12 protein-coding genes are annotated in these 15958 nt (G+C 61.6%); 10 read left to right on the plus strand and 2 right to left on the minus strand.

All coding sequences use genetic code 11. The features are described 5' to 3' along the window. Positions 1-261: 261 nt before the first annotated feature. The gene (locus AAFO90_RS09535) at positions 262-1782 is read right to left on the minus strand and encodes an AMP-binding protein (protein ID WP_027264406.1); all 1521 of its coding nucleotides are present in this window, start codon (positions 1780-1782) and stop codon (positions 262-264) included. Positions 1783-1808: 26 nt separating this feature from the next. Further along, positions 1809-3809 carry an NADPH-dependent 2,4-dienoyl-CoA reductase gene (locus tag AAFO90_RS09540; protein ID WP_036051597.1) on the minus strand — a complete coding sequence of 667 codons (2001 nt, stop codon included), beginning with the start codon at positions 3807-3809 and terminating at the stop codon, positions 1809-1811. A 128-nt stretch (positions 3810-3937) separates the two neighbouring features. On the opposite strand from AAFO90_RS09540, the gene AAFO90_RS09545 reads away from it, so the two are divergent. The 10 genes from AAFO90_RS09545 to AAFO90_RS09590 are packed head-to-tail and all read left to right on the plus strand — an operon-like array spanning position 3938 to position 15957. After that, positions 3938-5119: an acyl-CoA dehydrogenase family protein gene (locus AAFO90_RS09545; protein ID WP_027264404.1), complete on the plus strand. Its 1182-nt coding sequence runs from the start codon at positions 3938-3940 to the stop codon at positions 5117-5119. Further along, positions 5116-5895, plus strand: a complete 780-nt coding sequence (locus AAFO90_RS09550; protein WP_027264403.1) for an enoyl-CoA hydratase/isomerase family protein — start codon at positions 5116-5118, stop codon at positions 5893-5895. Before AAFO90_RS09545 ends, AAFO90_RS09550 begins: the two co-directional genes overlap by 4 nt. A gap of 9 nt (positions 5896-5904) precedes the next feature. After that, entirely contained in the window at positions 5905-7065 is a 1161-nt protein-coding gene (locus tag AAFO90_RS09555; protein ID WP_027264402.1) for an acyl-CoA dehydrogenase family protein, read from the plus strand. A 27-nt stretch (positions 7066-7092) separates the two neighbouring features. Then, positions 7093-8484, plus strand: a complete 1392-nt coding sequence (locus tag AAFO90_RS09560) for an AMP-binding protein (RefSeq protein ID WP_027264401.1) — start codon at positions 7093-7095, stop codon at positions 8482-8484. Continuing rightward, the gene (locus AAFO90_RS09565; protein WP_027264400.1) at positions 8481-10088 is read left to right on the plus strand and encodes a carboxyl transferase domain-containing protein; all 1608 of its coding nucleotides are present in this window, start codon (positions 8481-8483) and stop codon (positions 10086-10088) included. The genes AAFO90_RS09560 and AAFO90_RS09565 overlap by 4 nt, the downstream gene beginning before the upstream one ends. Positions 10089-10098: 10 nt before the next feature. Then, a complete protein-coding gene (locus tag AAFO90_RS09570; protein ID WP_027264399.1) occupies positions 10099-12105 on the plus strand; it encodes a biotin carboxylase N-terminal domain-containing protein in 2007 nt (668 codons plus the stop codon). 4 nt (positions 12106-12109) lie between these two features. After that, a complete protein-coding gene (locus AAFO90_RS09575; protein WP_347509270.1) occupies positions 12110-13069 on the plus strand; it encodes a hydroxymethylglutaryl-CoA lyase in 960 nt (319 codons plus the stop codon). A 12-nt stretch (positions 13070-13081) separates the two neighbouring features. Beyond that, the gene (locus AAFO90_RS09580; RefSeq protein ID WP_027264397.1) at positions 13082-13996 is read left to right on the plus strand and encodes an SDR family NAD(P)-dependent oxidoreductase; all 915 of its coding nucleotides are present in this window, start codon (positions 13082-13084) and stop codon (positions 13994-13996) included. Further along, the gene (locus tag AAFO90_RS09585) at positions 13996-14790 is read left to right on the plus strand and encodes a citryl-CoA lyase (RefSeq protein ID WP_027264396.1); all 795 of its coding nucleotides are present in this window, start codon (positions 13996-13998) and stop codon (positions 14788-14790) included. Before AAFO90_RS09580 ends, AAFO90_RS09585 begins: the two co-directional genes overlap by 1 nt. A 3-nt stretch (positions 14791-14793) precedes the next feature. Then, positions 14794-15957, plus strand: coding sequence for an acyl-CoA dehydrogenase family protein (locus tag AAFO90_RS09590; RefSeq protein ID WP_027264395.1), 1164 nt, complete (start codon positions 14794-14796; stop codon positions 15955-15957). The last annotated feature ends 1 nt before the right edge of the window (position 15958 follow it).

The following is a 15958-nucleotide window of genomic DNA, read 5'->3' on the forward strand; positions in this document are numbered from 1 at the left end:
ACAAACCACCGATCGCGCTGATTAATGGCTTAGGGATCGAAGAATCCTCCTGAGCTCAATCCCCCGGAATACCCGCAGCCCTGTGGTCCGACAGAGGGCAGCACATCAATCGCGGGTCAATCTATCCCAGTTGGTGGACCTCTTTCAGGGGGCTACTCCAAAGGGCGGGGATGAGAAGCTCATCGCAACGATGAAAGGAACGCTTATATCGCTAGTGGGGCGAACGGGCGTGGCGGGGTGACGATCGGGTCAGAGCGAAAATTAATCTGCGAGCCGGGCTTCGAGGATATGCCGCTGGACCTTTCCGCTGGTCGATCTGGGAAAGTCCTCGAACGCGATGAAGCGAATTTCGCGCGGTCGCTTATAGCCAGCCAGGCTTTCGCGGCACAAGTTCAGCAGCGCCTCGGCATCCGGCCCGTCATCGTCACAGGCGACAAAGGCCACCGGGCTTTCCCCCCATTTCGCGTCGAAGGCCCTGACCACGGCAGCATCGATCACATCGGGATGGGAAAGAAGCACACGTTCGATTTCCGCCGGATAGACGTTTTCACCTCCGGTCTTGATCAGGTATTTCGCCCGATCCACAAAGTCGACGGTGCCGTCCGCATTGCGCCGGAACAGATCGCCCATGTGGAAAAAGCCGTTGCGAAAGTCACGGGCATTGGTGTCGTCGGCGTTCCAGTACCCGGAAAACAGCGTCGAACCCCGAAGCGCCATTTCGCCCGGCGTTCCATCGGGGACTTCGCGGTCGTCGGGATCGACCAGCCGCACCTCGCAAAAGGCGCTGATGCGCTTGGACAGCCGGTCCGGGGTCACACCCGGCGCGATCAGATCGGCGGTTCCCGGCGGCAGGCCGGTTTCGGTCGCCCCGAAGGAATTCAGATAGGGCGTGTCCAGAAGACCGGTCAGTTCCGCGATCTGATGCGGCGGCACCAGATCAGCCATTGCGCCGCAAACCTTGATCCCCTTCAGCGGCAAAGGGTTGGCGTGCCGTTCGTTAATAAAAGCCTCCAGTGCCCCGGGCATCATCACGAACCAGCCGATCCTGTGGCGTGACAGCGCCTCGTTGATGACGGCGGGCTGCAGCCCGTCCACCATCACCACGGTCCCGCCCCGCAGGATCGTTGCCAGCGCATGATCGGTGGAGGCCATGTGGAACATCGGCGCCCAGGCGATGAACCCGTCGCCGGGATCCAGCGCCAGCTGGGCCGCAAAAACCATGGATCGGGCGATATGCGCGCGGTGGCTGATATGCGCCCCCTTGGGCAGGCCCGTGGTCCCCGAGGTATAGAGGATCGTCAGACCGGCCTCGGGGTCGTCAACCATGGTTCCGGTGCGCGGGTCCGGCTCGACCCCGGCAATGGCCGTTTCCAGGTCTGGCCCGACGGTTAGACAGGGTGTCGACGCGACGGCGCGGTAAGCTTCTGAAAGTTCCGGTTCGACAACCGCGAGAACCGGCTCGACCAGATCGATGCAGTGCCGCAGTTCATCGGGGGCAAGCCGCCAGTTCAGACAGGCGACGATCGCGCCGATTCCCGCTGCTGCAAGTTCGACCTCCAGGTATTCTGAGCGGTTATGCGACAGGATCGCGATCCTGTCTCCGGGCGCCACGCCTCGTGCCAGAAAGACAGCCGCCAGACGATCGACCCGCTCCAGCAGTTCTGCATAGGTCAGTTTCCTGCTGCCGTCCTCGATGGCGAGGGCGCGGGCGCAGTCATGTGCGCGGGTTCGAAAGATCGAATACAGATCAGCGCGCCCCGCGCGGATGACGTCGGTCAGCATAGTTTCCCCCTTGCCCGAGCCTCGGTTCAGAGATCCTGCGCCAGGCGCACGCCCTCATCAATGGCGCGCAGCGCATCCAGTTCGGCGGCCTCCTTTGCCCCGCCGATCATCGTAACCGGGACGCCGCGCGCTACAACCTCTTTGGCCAGGGCTCGTTCCGGTTCCTGACCGGTGCACAGCACAATTGTATCGGCTGCGATGACCGTCGGGTTTCCGTCCGCGACGATGTGCAGCCCCGCATCGTCGATATGTTCATAGGTCACCCCGCCCATTGCCTCGACCCCATGTTTGCGCAGCGCGTTGCGCAGGATCCACCCTGTCGAAACACCAAGCCCCGCGCCCGGTTTAGCGGTCTTGCGCTGCAGCATGACGACCTTGCGGCGCGACGGCTTCGGTGCCAGAGGGTCGCCCGCCAGGGCACCCGAGGAGACAAATTCGGGGTCCACACCCCAGGTTTCGCAAAAGACGTCGGAATTCGCGGTCTCGGCGGGTTTGGTCACTAGGAACTCGGCCACATCATGACCGATGCCCCCCGCCCCCATCACCACGACACGGTCGCCCGCCTCGCGGTCACCGGACAGAATTTCGGCGTAGGTCGCGACGCTGGGATGGTCGATACCCGGCAGGTCGGGAATGCGCGGCGTGACCCCGGTGGCGATGACCACATGGTCAAATCCCTCAAGATCGCTCGCCTCTGCCCGCTGTCCCAGACGCTGCGTGACCCCGTGTTTCTGCATCTGACCGGCATAATACCGCAGGGTTTCGTCGAATTCGTCCTTGCCTGGTGCGGCGCGGGCCAGATTCAGCTGACCGCCCAATTTGTCCTGCGCTTCGAACAGGGTGACATCGTGGCCCAGCCGCGCCGCCTCGGCGGCTGTGGCCATGCCCGCGGCACCACCGCCAACGACGGCCACTTTCTTTGGCGTGTCGGTTGGCGTATCCCGGAATTCCGTTTCACGCCCGGCCCTTGGATTGACCAGACATCCGACCGGCCGGTCCGAAAAAATGAAATCCAGGCAGGCCTGGTTGCAGGCAATGCAGGTGTTGATCTCGTCTGCGCGGCCCTCGCGCGTCTTTTTCACGAAATGCGGATCGGCCAGAAACGGGCGCGCCATCGAGATCATGTCCGCATCGCCAGAGGCAAGTATGTCTTCTGCAAGCTGGGGTGTGTTGATCCGGTTCGAGGCGACTACCGGGATCGACACCGCCGCTTTGACGTTGGCTGCCGCCTTGCGCCAGGCACCGCGCGGCACCGGGTAGGCGATCGTCGGCACGCGGGCCTCATGCCAGCCGATGCCGGTGTTCAGGATATCCGCACCCGCAGCCTCGATCTTGCGGGCCAGTGCGGCAATTTCATCGGCGGGCGCGCCGCCCTCGACCAGATCGGCCGCCGAAATCCGGTAGATGACCAGAAAGTCGGGGCCGCAACGTTCGCGCACCGCGCGCACGATCTCGACCGGGAATCGGTGGCGGTTCGCGGCGCTGCCGCCCCAGTCGTCTTGGCGCTTGTTGGTGTGGGTGACGGTGAATTCGTTGATCAGGTATCCTTCGGACCCCATGATCTCGACGCCATCAAAGCCTGCGGCCTGCGCATTGGCGGCCGCCACGGCAAAATCCTCGATGGTACGGAGAATGTCGGCTTCGGTCATTTCACGCGGGATGAAACGGTTGATCGGAGCGCGGATCGGCGACGGGGCCACACACCCTTCGATCTTGGCATAGCGCCCGGCGTGGAGGAGTTGTGCGCAGATCAGGCTGCCTTCGGCCTGCACCGCCTCGCAGATCGGGCGCAGGTCAAGCGCTTCTTCCGGGTCATCGATTCTCGGACCTTCTGGATCGAATATGCCCTCGGCATTGGGCGAAAACCCGCCGGTGACCAGAATCGCCGCCTCCCCCCGCGCACGCTCGGCGTAAAATGCGATCTGTTTGGCTATGCCGTCGGGCTCGGTTTCCAACCGCGTGTGCATCGACCCCATGATGACACGATTTCGCAACGTATGCTGGCCTGCGCGGATGGGCGAGAGCATGGTTTCAAAGCTTCCATCTGGTCTATTTTTCACTTTGGTTCTCCTCCTCAAAACTGCACTTGATCTACATTCTAACATTTGTTAGATTTTTTTGGAAAGAAGATTTTCGCTCATGGGGAGGAGCACCGATGCAATTCCAGCCTACAGACGATCAGAAGGCGTTTCGCGAGACCGCAAAGCGCTTCGCAACTGAAAGGCTTGCGCCCACATATCAAGAACGCGCCAGCGGCCATACATTCGACCGTGCGCTGATCAAGGAGATGGGCGCACTGGGGCTGATCGGGGCCGATCTGCCCGAGGAATTCGGGGGACTCGGCGAAAGCTCTGTCACGTCAGGGCTGATCGTCGAAGAGATCGCCTATGCCGATTTCAACGCAAGTTACGTGCAGCTTCTGGGCTCTCTCATGGGCGGAATGGTTGCCAAACATGCCTCCAAGAACATCGCGTCGGAATGGGTGCCCAAGGTTGTTTCGGGTGATGCCGTCATTGGTCTGGGCCTGACAGAGCCGCGTGGCGGTTCGGATGCGGCGAACCTGATTCTGAGGGCCGAGAAATCCGGCAACGGCTGGCGGCTGAACGGTGAAAAGACATCCATGAGTTTTGCCAGTCAGGCGGATGCGGCGGTCGTCTTTGCCCGTACCGGCGATCCTGACGGCGGCTCACGCGGGGTCAGCGCCTTTTTCGTCGATCTGAACCAGGAAGGCATCAAGCGCACCCATTTTGACGACATCGGCACCAAGCCTGTCGGGCGCGGCTCGGTTTTCTTTGACGATGTTTTCGTGCCGGCTGAAAACATGATGGCGGAACAGGACCGTGCTTTTGGCACGATCATGGCGGGCTTCGACTATTCCCGCGCACTGATCGGGCTGGAGTGCCTGGGGGCCGCGCAAGCGTCGGTGGATGAAACCTGGGCCTACGTTCAGGAGCGCGAGGCATTCGGAGCCCCGATCGTGCAGTATCAGGGTGTCAGCTTTCCCTTGGCCGAGGCCGAGACCCAACTGACCATGATGCGCCAGCTTTGCTATTACACGCTGGACCTGCGCGACTGTGGCCTGCCCCACACCTCTCAGGCTGCCATGTGCAAATGGTACCTGCCCAAAACCGCCTGCGAGATCCTGCACCAGTGCCTGATCCTGCACGGACATTACGGCTACACCACCGACCTGCCCCACCACCAGCGTTACAACGACGTTCTCGGCCTTCAGATCGGCGACGGCACCGCGCAGATTCAGAAGCTGGTGATCGCCCGCGAGAAGGTCGGTCGCATGGCGCTGCAGTATGACAAGAAGGCGAAGGGAGCCTCGAAATGAGCGACCCCATCCTCGTCACTTCCGAGGGCAACACCGGCATCATCGAACTGGCCCGCCCCGAGAAATTCAATTGCCTATCACTTGAGGTGCATGAGCGTATTTCTGTCGCGCGTGCGGAATTCGAGGCGAACCCCGCTATTCGGGCGATCCTCATCCGGGCGCAGGGCAAGCACTTTTGCACCGGTGCCGATCTGGTGGAAGTGAAAGGTAAATTGAACGATCCCGCCGCGCTGGACCATTTCATCGCCTTTGGCATGAACAACCTGCGTGCGCTTGAAACCTCCTCCCTCCCTGTCGTGGTGGCAGTGCAGGGGTTGTGTCTGGCCGGCGGGATCGAACTGATGCTGGCATGCGATGTGTGTTTCGCGGCCGAAAGCGCCCAGTTTGGCGATCAGCACGCGCAATTCGGGCTGATTCCCGGTTGGGGTGGCTCGCAGCGGTTGACACGGTTGATGGGGCAGCGCAGGGCGCTCGACCTGATGTTCTCGGCCCGCTGGCTCAAGTCGGACGAGGCCAAAGAGGCCGGATTGGTCAACTACATCGTGCCGGATGCGGACCTGCACAAGTCTGCGCTGGAATACTGCGAGAAAATCGCCACCCGTTCACGTCCCGGCATCGCCGAGATGAAGCGGTTGGCGCGCGAAGGCGCGGACCTTGGTATCGACCAGCAGATGCGGCTTGAGCGCGATGCCGCCGTGCGCGCACTGCCCAGCGATGACGTGGCGGAGGGCCTCGATGCATTCGAGAACCGGCGCGCCCCCGAATTCAAGGCTTGAGGACGAAACATGGATTTCATTTTGAACGACGAACAACGCCAGATTTACGACTATGGCGGCCAGCTGGCGCAGAAGTTCGACAACGATTACTGGCTGAGACACGCACGCAAGCACGAGTTTCCGCACGAAATGTTCCGCCAGATCGCCGATGACGGCTTCCTCGGCATCATGGTGCCCGAGGAATATGGCGGCGCGGGCCTTGGTATGACCGAAATGGCCCTGTTCATGGAGGGCACCGCCAATCACGGCATTCCGCTTTTGATGATGGTGGTCGGGCCGACCATGTCGCTGGCCCATATCGCCAGCCACGGAAGCGAGTTCCACAAGAAAGAACTGCTGCCGGCTGCCTGCCGCGGTGATATCCAGTTCTGTTTCGCGATCACTGAACCGGGGGCCGGGTCGAACACGATGAAGGCCACTACGCTGGCCAAGCGTCGAGGCAACCGGTTCAGCCTGTCGGGCGAAAAGACCTTCATCACCGGGGCCGAAGTGGCCGACTACTGCCTCGTGGTGGCGCGGACCAAACCGCATACCGAGGTCAGCCGCAAGACCGACGGCTTTACCCTGTTCGCCGTGGATCTGAAGAAAAAAGGCGTCGACAAGCAGCGGGTGAAGATCTCGATCCCCCTGCCCGAGGAGCAGTGGACACTGTTCTTCGACGATGTGGATCTCGGCCCCGAGGATGTGGTCGGCGAGGTGGACGAAGGGTTCTCGATCCTGTTCGACAGCCTCAACCCCGAGCGTATCATCCTGGCCGCCTTGTGCTGCGGCATCGGCCGGTTCGCCCTGAACAAGGGCGTGGCCTATGCCTCCGAGCGCAATGTGTTCGGCCAACCCATCGGTGCGCACCAGGGCGTGCAGCACCCGATGGCCAAGGCGCACACAGCGGTCGAGATGGCCAGCCTGATGACCCGGCGCGCGGCATGGGAGTTCGACAACAAGCTGCCTGCCGGTGCGTCGTCGAACATGGCGAAATATGCCGCCGCCGAAGCCGGGATCGAAGCGGTCGACGCGGCGCTTCAGGCGCATGGTGGATCGGGCTTTACCGAAGATACGGGGCTTTATGAGATGTACCCGCTGGTCCGCCTGCTGCGCACAGCGCCGGTGAACCGCGAACTGTGCCTGAGCTTTATCGGCGAAAAGGTCATGGGGCTGCCACGATCCTATTGATCGCCACGGCTTGGAACGGAGAACGACATGCAATTTGGAATGCGCTTCCGGCGGGAAGATGCCGCCGACAAGGTAAATGATCGCTTCTGGCACGCGATCGAGGGCACGCCGCTCGACGAGGTGCGCCGTATTCAGGAAGAGCGGCTGCGCGATCAGATGGCCTATCTCAAGGCAAACTCGACTTTCTATCAGGAGAAGTTCGCGAAAGCCGGTGTGGAATTCGACGATATCCGCACCATCGAAGACCTCCAGAAACTGCCCTATACCTACAAGACCGAGATCCGCGAAAGCCTGGCCGCCGAACCGCCGTTCGGCAAACACCGGGCCGCGCCGATGGCCGATATCATCCAGATGCAGGCCTCGTCCGGCACCACCGGAAGCCCGTCTTACGTGGCGCTGACCGAAGCCGATACCGAGATGTGGCACGAGATGACGGCGCGCTGTTTCTTTGCCAATGGCGTGCGGTCCGGCGATATGGTGCTGCATGCGTTTTCGCTGGCCAAGGGTTTTGTCGGCGGCATTCCGGTGATGCAGGGGTTGCAGTACATGGGCGCAATCGACGTGCCTGTGGGGGCGGATGGTGGCGTGGAACGGCTGCTGCGCGCCTGCGCCGACACGCGCCCGCGTTGCATCGTCGGCGCGCCGAATTTCGTGCTGCACCTGGCTGACAAAGCGCCCGAAGTGCTCGGCTGCAAAGCCAGTGAACTGGGCGTCGAACAGATCATCGTCGGTGGCGAACCCGGCGGCGGCATTCCCGCCATCCGGGCCAAGATCGAAGCGGCCTGGGGCGCGAAATGCTGTGAGATGCTGGGCGGCACCGATCTGGGTGTGACCTATTGGGCTGAATGCGATGCCCAGTCGGGGATGCATATGGTCAACATGGACTACATCATTACCGAATTGCTCGACCCCGAAAGCGGAGAAATCATCCCTTGGGAAAAGGGTGCCGAGGGCGAGATGATCTATACCGCGCTCGGCCGTCGGGCGAGCCCGCTCGTGCGATTCCGGTCGGGCGATTACATCGAGGTTCTCGACACCGACTGCACCTGCGGGCGCACCGGGCCCAAGATCCGCTGCACCGGCCGGACCGACGACATGCTGATCGTGCGCGGGGCCAATGTCTTTCCCTCGGCCATCAACAGCGTGATCACCGAGATGGTGCCGGAGACCAACGGCGTCATGCGCATCGTGGCCGATTTCGAGGGTCACACCACGCAGGGCGCGCTGACGGTGATCGTCGAACGCGGTCCCGACCGCGACGCCGCGGATGACCAGGCGCTCAAGAAGAAAATCGAGCAGCGCCTGCGCGATGCCCTTGTCTTCAAGGCCGACGTTCACCTTGTCGCGCCCGACACCTTTGAGAAACCCGGTGCCGCCAAGGTCGCCTTCGTTCTGAGAGAATATCCGGACCTGCCATGACAAGAATGAAATCCCTTCTCGACACCGGGTCCGACGACTTCCGCGCCAACGACGTGTCTTACCGCGAAAAGGTCGATGAACTACATGCCCTCCGGCTCAAACAGCGCGTCGGCGGCCCCGAAAAGGCGCGCAAACGTCATGTGGACAAAGGCAAAATCCTGCCGCGCGAAAGAATTGAAAGGCTGATCGACCCGGGTACACCATTCCTGGAACTCGGCGAGCTGGCCGGGTTGAACAAATATGAAGGCGTGCCACCGGGCGCGGGCATCATCACGGGCATCGGTGTGATCGAAGGCCGTCAGTGCATGATCATCGCCAATGATGCCACCGTAAAGGGCGGCACCTATTTCGGCATGACTTCCCGCAAGCATGTGCGCGCCCAGAAGATCGCATGGAAGAACCGTCTGCCCGTCATCACCCTCGTGGATTCCGGCGGTGCCTTCCTGCCGGATCAGGAAAACATCTTTCCTGACGAAGGCCAGTTCGGGTCCATCTTTCACCAACAGATCGGCATGTCGGGCGATGGTGTGCCGCAAATCGCCGTGGTCATGGGGCCCTGCACCGCGGGTGGCGCATATATTCCCGCGCTCTGTGACGAAGTGGTGATCGTGCGCGGTCAGGGCTTTATGTATCTGGGCGGACCGGAATTGACCTTTGCCGCAACCGGCGAAAAGGTCGAAGCCGAAGAACTGGGTGGCGGCAAGATGCATTCGTCGGTGTCGGGCGTGACCGACCATCTGGCCGAGGATGACGCCCACGCCCTGGCCATCACCCGCGAGATCGTCAGCCATCTGGGCGAAAAGCCCCGGCCCCGCAAGACGCCCGCCGCGCCGCGCCCGCCGGCCTATCCGGTCGAGGAAATCTACGGCATTGTCAGCCGCGATCCCAGGGTGCCGACAGACAACCGCGAGATCGTCGCGCGGCTGGTGGACGGCAGCGATTTTCACGAATTCAAGCCGCTTTATGGCGACACGATCATGACCGGCTGGGGGCGCATCCACGGCCACGAGGTCGGGATCATCGCCAATACAGGCGTGCTTTTCGTCGAAGCCGCGCTGAAGGCGACGCATTTCATCAATCTCTGCGTCCAGCGTGATATTCCGCTGCTGTTCCTGGCCGATGTGAACGGCTTCATGGTGGGCCGCGAGGTCGAGCAGATGGGCATTGCCAAGGCCGGTGCTAAAATGATCACGGCCATGTCTTCGGCCCGGGTGCCGAAATTCACAATCATCACCGGTGGCTCTTACGGCGCGGGATACCTGGCGATGCTGGGCCGCCCGTTCCAGCCGGACGCAATGTTCGCCTGGCCGACGGGACGGTCGGCAATCATGGGGCCGGAACAGGCCGCCAGCGTGCTGGCTCAGGTCCGCGCGCAGATCAACGAACGCGAAGGCAAAAGCTGGACCCCCGAGGAGGAGGAAGCCTTCAAGGCACCGATCCGCAAGGAATACGAAGATTTTCAGGGGGCCTATAATTTTGCTTCCAACCTTTGGATCGACAGCGTGATCGAGCCCTGTGAGACCCGTGACGTCATGGCGCTGATGCTGGATGTAACATCGCGCAGACCCAAGGTCGAAACCAACTTCGGCGTGTTCAGGATGTGAGGAGCGAACCGTGAAAATCAAGACGCTTCTGATCGCCAACCGCGGCGAAATTGCCTGCCGGATCGCGCGCACTGCGCGGGCAAGCGGTATCATTCCCGTCGGCGTGCATTCGCAGGCCGACGTCAATGCCCTGCATGTCCGCGAGATTGGCAAATCTGTCTGTATCGGCGCCGGACCTGCATCCCAGAGCTATCTGAAAATCGACGCGGTGATTGCCGCTGCGCAATCAGTGGGCGCGGATGCGATCCATCCCGGTTATGGCTTTCTGGCCGAAAACCCCGATTTTGCTCGTTCGGTCGAAGCCGCCGGCATGATCTTCATGGGGCCGACGCCGGAAACGCTTGAACGTTTCGGCGACAAGGCCAGCGCCAAAGAGGCCGCCGTGGCGGCCAGCGTCCCGGTGATTTCGGGCGCCGAAGGTGCGCGGTCCGATCCCGAGCAGATTGCCGAGGAGGTGCGCCAAATGGGCCTGCCGGTGCTGCTCAAGGCGGTCGGCGGCGGTGGTGGGCGCGGACAACGGCTCGTCACTGACGAGACCACGCTGGTCGAGGACATCGAAGGCGCGCTGCGCGAAGCAAAATCCACCTTCGGCTCCGAAGGGCTGCTGTTGGAGCGTTTCCTGCCCGAGGCGCGCCATGTTGAAGTGCAGATCGCAGGTGACGGCAAGGGCCATGTGGTGCATCTGTTCGAACGCGATTGCACGCTTCAGCGCCGCCACCAGAAGGTCATCGAGGAAGCCCCGGCCTGGGGTCTGCCCCGAACGCTTCTGGACGACATCGCACGCGACGCGGTGCGCTTGGGCGAAACGCTGGACTATCGCGGGCTGGGCACGGTCGAATTTCTGGTCGCGGGTGGCGAGTATTTCTTCCTTGAGGTGAACCCGCGCATTCAGGTGGAACATCCCGTCACCGAAGCGATCACCGGGCTGGACCTTGTCGCGCTTCACCTGCGGATTGCCGAAGGCGCGGGCCTTGGACTGGTGCAGGACGATCTGACGATCAACGGCCACGCGGTCGAGGCGCGGCTTTACGCCGAAGATCCGGCGATGCAATTCGCCCCGTCGACGGGCACGCTCTCCACGCTCAGCCTGCCATCGGGCCTGCGCATCGACAGCGGCGTCGAAGAAGGCGATGCCGTCACGCCCTACTACGACCCGATGATCGCCAAGCTGATCGTGCACGCGCCCGACCGGGAAACCGCATTGGCACGTCTAGCCACGGCGCTTGATCATGTCGCGGTCGAAGGTGTCGAAACCAATCGCGCCTTTCTGACGGCGCTGGCGCGAAACCATGAATTCGAACGGATGCAGGTGCATACCCGCTGGATCGACGGCAGGCTGGATGAGCTGACACAGGCACCCGGCCTGACCCGCCCAGATCTGTGGAAGGCGACCGCTGCCATTCTCTTCGTGACCCAGTCGCGCAGCGACACAGACGCCAATCCCTGGACCAACCGTGATGCCTTTACCGGCTGGCGGCTTGGACTGGGCGGCGATGCGATTGAAGCGGGGCAGCGCGTGACGCTTACCGATTCTGACGAGGTATCCGAAGAACTGCGCGTCAGTCCTGTCAAACCGGGTGCCAAGTACACCATCCGTTCGGAGAAAGGCGAGGCGCTGATACTGTCGGCACGTGAACTGACCCCGGGCCGTTGGCGTGTCGGCGAAGGCGACACCGTCCATCTGATCGACGCGCGCCTGCACGCGGGCGTGATCGAACTGGATACGCCCGAAGGCCGCCTGGTCTTTCGGCCCGCCGCGCCCCTTGCCTTTGCCGGCGGCGATGCCGCGGCGGATCGCGCCGTGACCTCTCCGCTGACCGGCATGATTGTCGAAATCAAGGTCTCCGACGGTCAGAGCGTGGCCGAAGGCGACGTGGTCGCGGTCATGGAATCCATGAAACTCGAAATCTCGATCCGGGCGGCCGCGGCCGGGATCGCCAGCAATATATCCGTCTCGAATGGGGACATGGTCGATCGCGGCCAGGTCATCGCCGAGATCCTGCCATCCGAGGAGTGATGAAATGAGCGACTTTCCCAAATTCGTAGAATTTCGTGAAGAAGGCCCGCGTGAGGGTTTTCAGATCGAAAAGAAGATTTACCCGATCGAAGAGCGGATCGAACTGATCGACATGCTCAGCGAAACCGGCTTGAAACGCATTCAGGTCGGCAGCTTTGTCAGCCCGAAATACGTTCCTCAGATGGCGGACACCGGCGAGTTGTTCCAGCGTATCAAGCGCAAACCGGGCGTGAACTACACATCGCTGTGGCTGAACGACAAAGGGTTTCGCAAGGCCCTGACCGCGCATGAGGTCGATATCGACCCGCGTCTGCTGTTCTATCCTTCCGAAGCATTCGCCCAATCGAACAACAATTGTTCCTCGGTCGAGATGCGGGAAAAACAACGTGACTGGGTCCGTCTTTACAAGGAAGAGGGATATACCGTCGACGCGGCCTATGTGATGACCGCTTTCGGCTGCAACCTCGAGGGCCCCATCCCCCAAGAACGCATCTTGGACGATTTCCGCTTTATCCTTCAGCTATGCGAAGAAGAGAACATCCCCGTGCCGATCCTCGTGGTCGCCGACACCATGGGTTGGGGAAACCCCGAGGCGGTCAAACGGATGATCGGCGCCCTGCGCGAATTGGCGCCCGAGGCGCGCATCGGTATGCACATCCATGACACACGTGGGCTGGGGATCGCCAACGTTTATGCGGCCCTGTCGATGGGCGTGGACATGTTCGAAAGCTCCGTCGCCGGTCTTGGCGGCTGTCCTTTCGCGGGCCACGGCCACGCGCGCGCCGCAGGAAATGTCTGCACCGAGGATGCAGTGTTCCTGTGTCACGAGCTCGGCATCGAAACCGGCATTGATCTGGACAAGCTGATCGCAGCGGCGGTCAAAGCAGAAGAGATCATCGGTGTGCCGCTCATGGGCCGGGTCATGCACACCGGCGGGTTGGACAAATACCGCAAGTCACGCTGAGGGAGCAAGAAGATGACAAAAGCACTTGACGGAAAGGTCGTTCTGGTCACCGGGGCCGGCGGTGGGATCGGGCGTGATATCGCCTTGATGGCAGCTACCGAAGGCGCCGCCGTGGTGGTCAATGATCTGGGCGCATCCCTGAAAGGCACCGGTCAGACAGAAACTGCGGCGCAGAAAGTCGTCGAAGAGATCAGGGCCGCTGGGGGCGATGCCATTGCCGATGGCGGCTCTGTCACCGATCCCGATGCCGCGCGCGCGATGATCGAAGCCGGGGTCAAGGAATTCGGTCGCATCGACGCGGTGGTAAACAACGCCGGCATTCTGCGCGACGGTTACTTCCACAAGATGACCTATGAGGATTTCGACGCGGTGGTGAAGGTCCATCTTTATGGTGCCTTCAATACCAGCCGCGCGGCCGCCGACTATTTCCGCGAACAGGAAAGCGGCGCGCTCGTGCACATGACCTCGACCTCGGGGCTGATCGGCAATCTGGCGCAGGCGAATTATTCGGCGGCAAAGCTGGGCATCGCGGCCTTCTCGAAATCGGTAGCGCTCGACCTGAAACGCTGGAACGTGCGGTCAAACTGCATCGCGCCCTTCGCCTGGAGCCGGATGATATCGTCGATCAAGACCGACACGGAGGAACAGAAGGCGCGGGTCGAGAAGGTCAAGAAGATGACCCCCGCCAAGGTCGCGCCGATGGCCTGTTACCTGATGAGCGACCGCGCGGCGGATGTGTCGGGGCAAATCTTTGCAGTGCGGATGAACGAGATATTCCTGTTCAACCAGCCCCGCCCGCTCCGGTCCGTCCACTCCGGTGACGGCTGGACCGCCGATGAAATCGCCGAGCGCGCCATTCCCGCGCTCAAATCGCAATTCACACCGCTCGAAGTTTCGGCGGATGTCTTTTCGTGGGATCCGGTCTAATGGGAAAACGCAAAGAAAAAATCAGCTCCGACATTGCCTGGAGCACCCCCGACAAGATCTGCGTGCGCGGGCTCGACTTGCCGAACGAAATCCTCGGCCACATGAACCTGGGCGATCTGGCCTTTCTGCAATTGACGGGCCGCAAGGCCACGCTCGAGGAAAGCCGCGTCTTCAACGCCATCATCATCACCCTTGTCGAACATGGCATCACGCCATCGGCCCTGGCGGCGCGGATGACCTATATGGGGGCGCCGGAATCGCTTCAGGCGGCTGTGGCGGCTGGCTTGTGTGGGCTGGGCACCGTCTTTGTCGGTTCTATGGAAGGTGCCTCGAAAATGCTTTACGAGGCACTGCCACAGGACAAGTTGGGCACCGGTGTCGATCTGGATGCGCTGGCCGTCGAGACGGTGGAAAAATTCCGCGCCCGCAAGATGATCGTGCCGGGGCTCGGACATCCGGTGCACAAGCCGGTCGATCCGCGCACACCTCGCCTGTTCCAGATCGCTGCCGAGAACGGCAAGTCCGGTGAATACATCGAGTTGATCCAGAAAATTCAGGCCGTTGCCGAAGAAAAATCGGGTAAGATGCTGCCGATTAACGCCACCGGGGCGATCGGAGCAATCTGCTGTGAATTTGGCTTCCCCTGGAAGATCGTGCGGGGCTTTGGCGTCATGGCACGCGCCATCGGTCTGGTCGGTCATATCCTCGAAGAGAGCGAAAACCCGATTTCCTATGAGCTTTGGCAGCGTGCCGAGCAGGAAATTCTTGAAACGTCGGGTTCAGGAGCGAAGTAACCGATGCAGACGTCAGCCCCAGACACTCACACCGATCTGCGCGACGCCTTGCGCGCACTTTGCGCGCAGTTTCCGCCAGAATATCATCGCAAGTTCGGCGAGGATGAAACCTACCCCGAGGAATTCGTCGATGCGCTGACCCGCGAGGGCTGGCTCGCCGCGATGATCCCAGAAGAATACGGCGGCTCGGGTCTGGGCCTGACGGAAGCCTCGATCATCATGGAGGAGGTGAACCGCTGCGGCGGCAACGCGGGCCATTGCCACGGGCAGATGTACAATATGGGCACGCTGCTGCGGCATGGTTCGGAGGAGCAGAAACAGAAATATCTGCCCGGCATCGCCAGCGGCGAATTGCGCCTGCAATCCATGGCCGTGACCGAACCGACCACCGGCACCGACACCACCAAACTGAAGACCACGGCGGTGAAAAAGGGCGACCGGTATGAGATCAATGGCCAGAAGGTCTGGATCAGCCGTATCCAGCATTCCGACCTGATGATCCTGCTGGCACGCACCACGCCGCTGGCCGAGGTCAAGAAGAAATCGCAGGGCCTGTCGATCTTCATGGTCGATCTGAAAGAGGCGATCGGCAACGGCATGGAGGTCCGCCCCATCGCCAATATGCCCGGCCACGAAACCAATGAAGTGTTTTTCGACAACCTGGAAATCCCCGCCGAGAACCTGATCGGGACCGAGGGGCGCGGATTTTACCATATTCTTGACGGGCTGAACGCCGAACGTACCCTGATTGCGGCGGAATGTATCGGTGATGGATACTGGTTCGTCGACAAGGCCCGCACCTATGCCGGCGACCGCATGGTCTTTGACCGCCCCATCGGCCAGAACCAGGGCGTGCAATTCCCTATCGCCAGGTCCTATGTGAACATCGAGGCCGCCAATCTGATGCGCTTTGAAGCCTGCAGGCGGTTCGATGCTGGGCTGGATTGCGGAGCACAGGCGAATATGGCCAAGCTGCTGGCTTCGGAGGCCAGCTGGGAAGCGGCCAATGCCTGCATCCAGACCCATGGCGGCTTCGGTTTCGCACGGGAATACGATGTCGAGCGCAAGTTCCGCGAGGCGCGCCTCTATCAGGTCGCCCCGATCTCGACCAACCTGATCCTGTCATATGTCGGAGAACATATCCTCGGCATGCCAAGATCGTTCTGAA

The organism is Phaeobacter sp. CAU 1743 (assembly GCF_039839315.1).
GTDB lineage: Bacteria > Pseudomonadota > Alphaproteobacteria > Rhodobacterales > Rhodobacteraceae > Phycobacter > Phycobacter gallaeciensis_A.

Bases quoted from the DNA above. Each gene is read 5' to 3' on its own strand.
- AAFO90_RS09580 (WP_027264397.1), top strand. From the start codon at position 13,082: ATGACAAAAGCACTTGACGGAAAGGTCGTTCTGGTCACCGGGGCCGGC.
- AAFO90_RS09535 (WP_027264406.1), bottom strand. From the start codon at position 1,782: ATGCTGACCGACGTCATCCGCGCGGGGCGCGCTGATCTGTATTCGATC.
- AAFO90_RS09540 (WP_036051597.1), bottom strand. From the start codon at position 3,809: ATGCTCTCGCCCATCCGCGCAGGCCAGCATACGTTGCGAAATCGTGTC.
- AAFO90_RS09550 (WP_027264403.1), top strand. From the start codon at position 5,116: ATGAGCGACCCCATCCTCGTCACTTCCGAGGGCAACACCGGCATCATC.
- AAFO90_RS09575 (WP_347509270.1), top strand. From the start codon at position 12,110: ATGAGCGACTTTCCCAAATTCGTAGAATTTCGTGAAGAAGGCCCGCGT.
- AAFO90_RS09560 (WP_027264401.1), top strand. From the start codon at position 7,093: ATGCAATTTGGAATGCGCTTCCGGCGGGAAGATGCCGCCGACAAGGTA.
- AAFO90_RS09555 (WP_027264402.1), top strand. From the start codon at position 5,905: ATGGATTTCATTTTGAACGACGAACAACGCCAGATTTACGACTATGGC.
- AAFO90_RS09565 (WP_027264400.1), top strand. From the start codon at position 8,481: ATGACAAGAATGAAATCCCTTCTCGACACCGGGTCCGACGACTTCCGC.
- AAFO90_RS09545 (WP_027264404.1), top strand. From the start codon at position 3,938: ATGCAATTCCAGCCTACAGACGATCAGAAGGCGTTTCGCGAGACCGCA.
- AAFO90_RS09590 (WP_027264395.1), top strand. From the start codon at position 14,794: ATGCAGACGTCAGCCCCAGACACTCACACCGATCTGCGCGACGCCTTG.
- AAFO90_RS09585 (WP_027264396.1), top strand. From the start codon at position 13,996: ATGGGAAAACGCAAAGAAAAAATCAGCTCCGACATTGCCTGGAGCACC.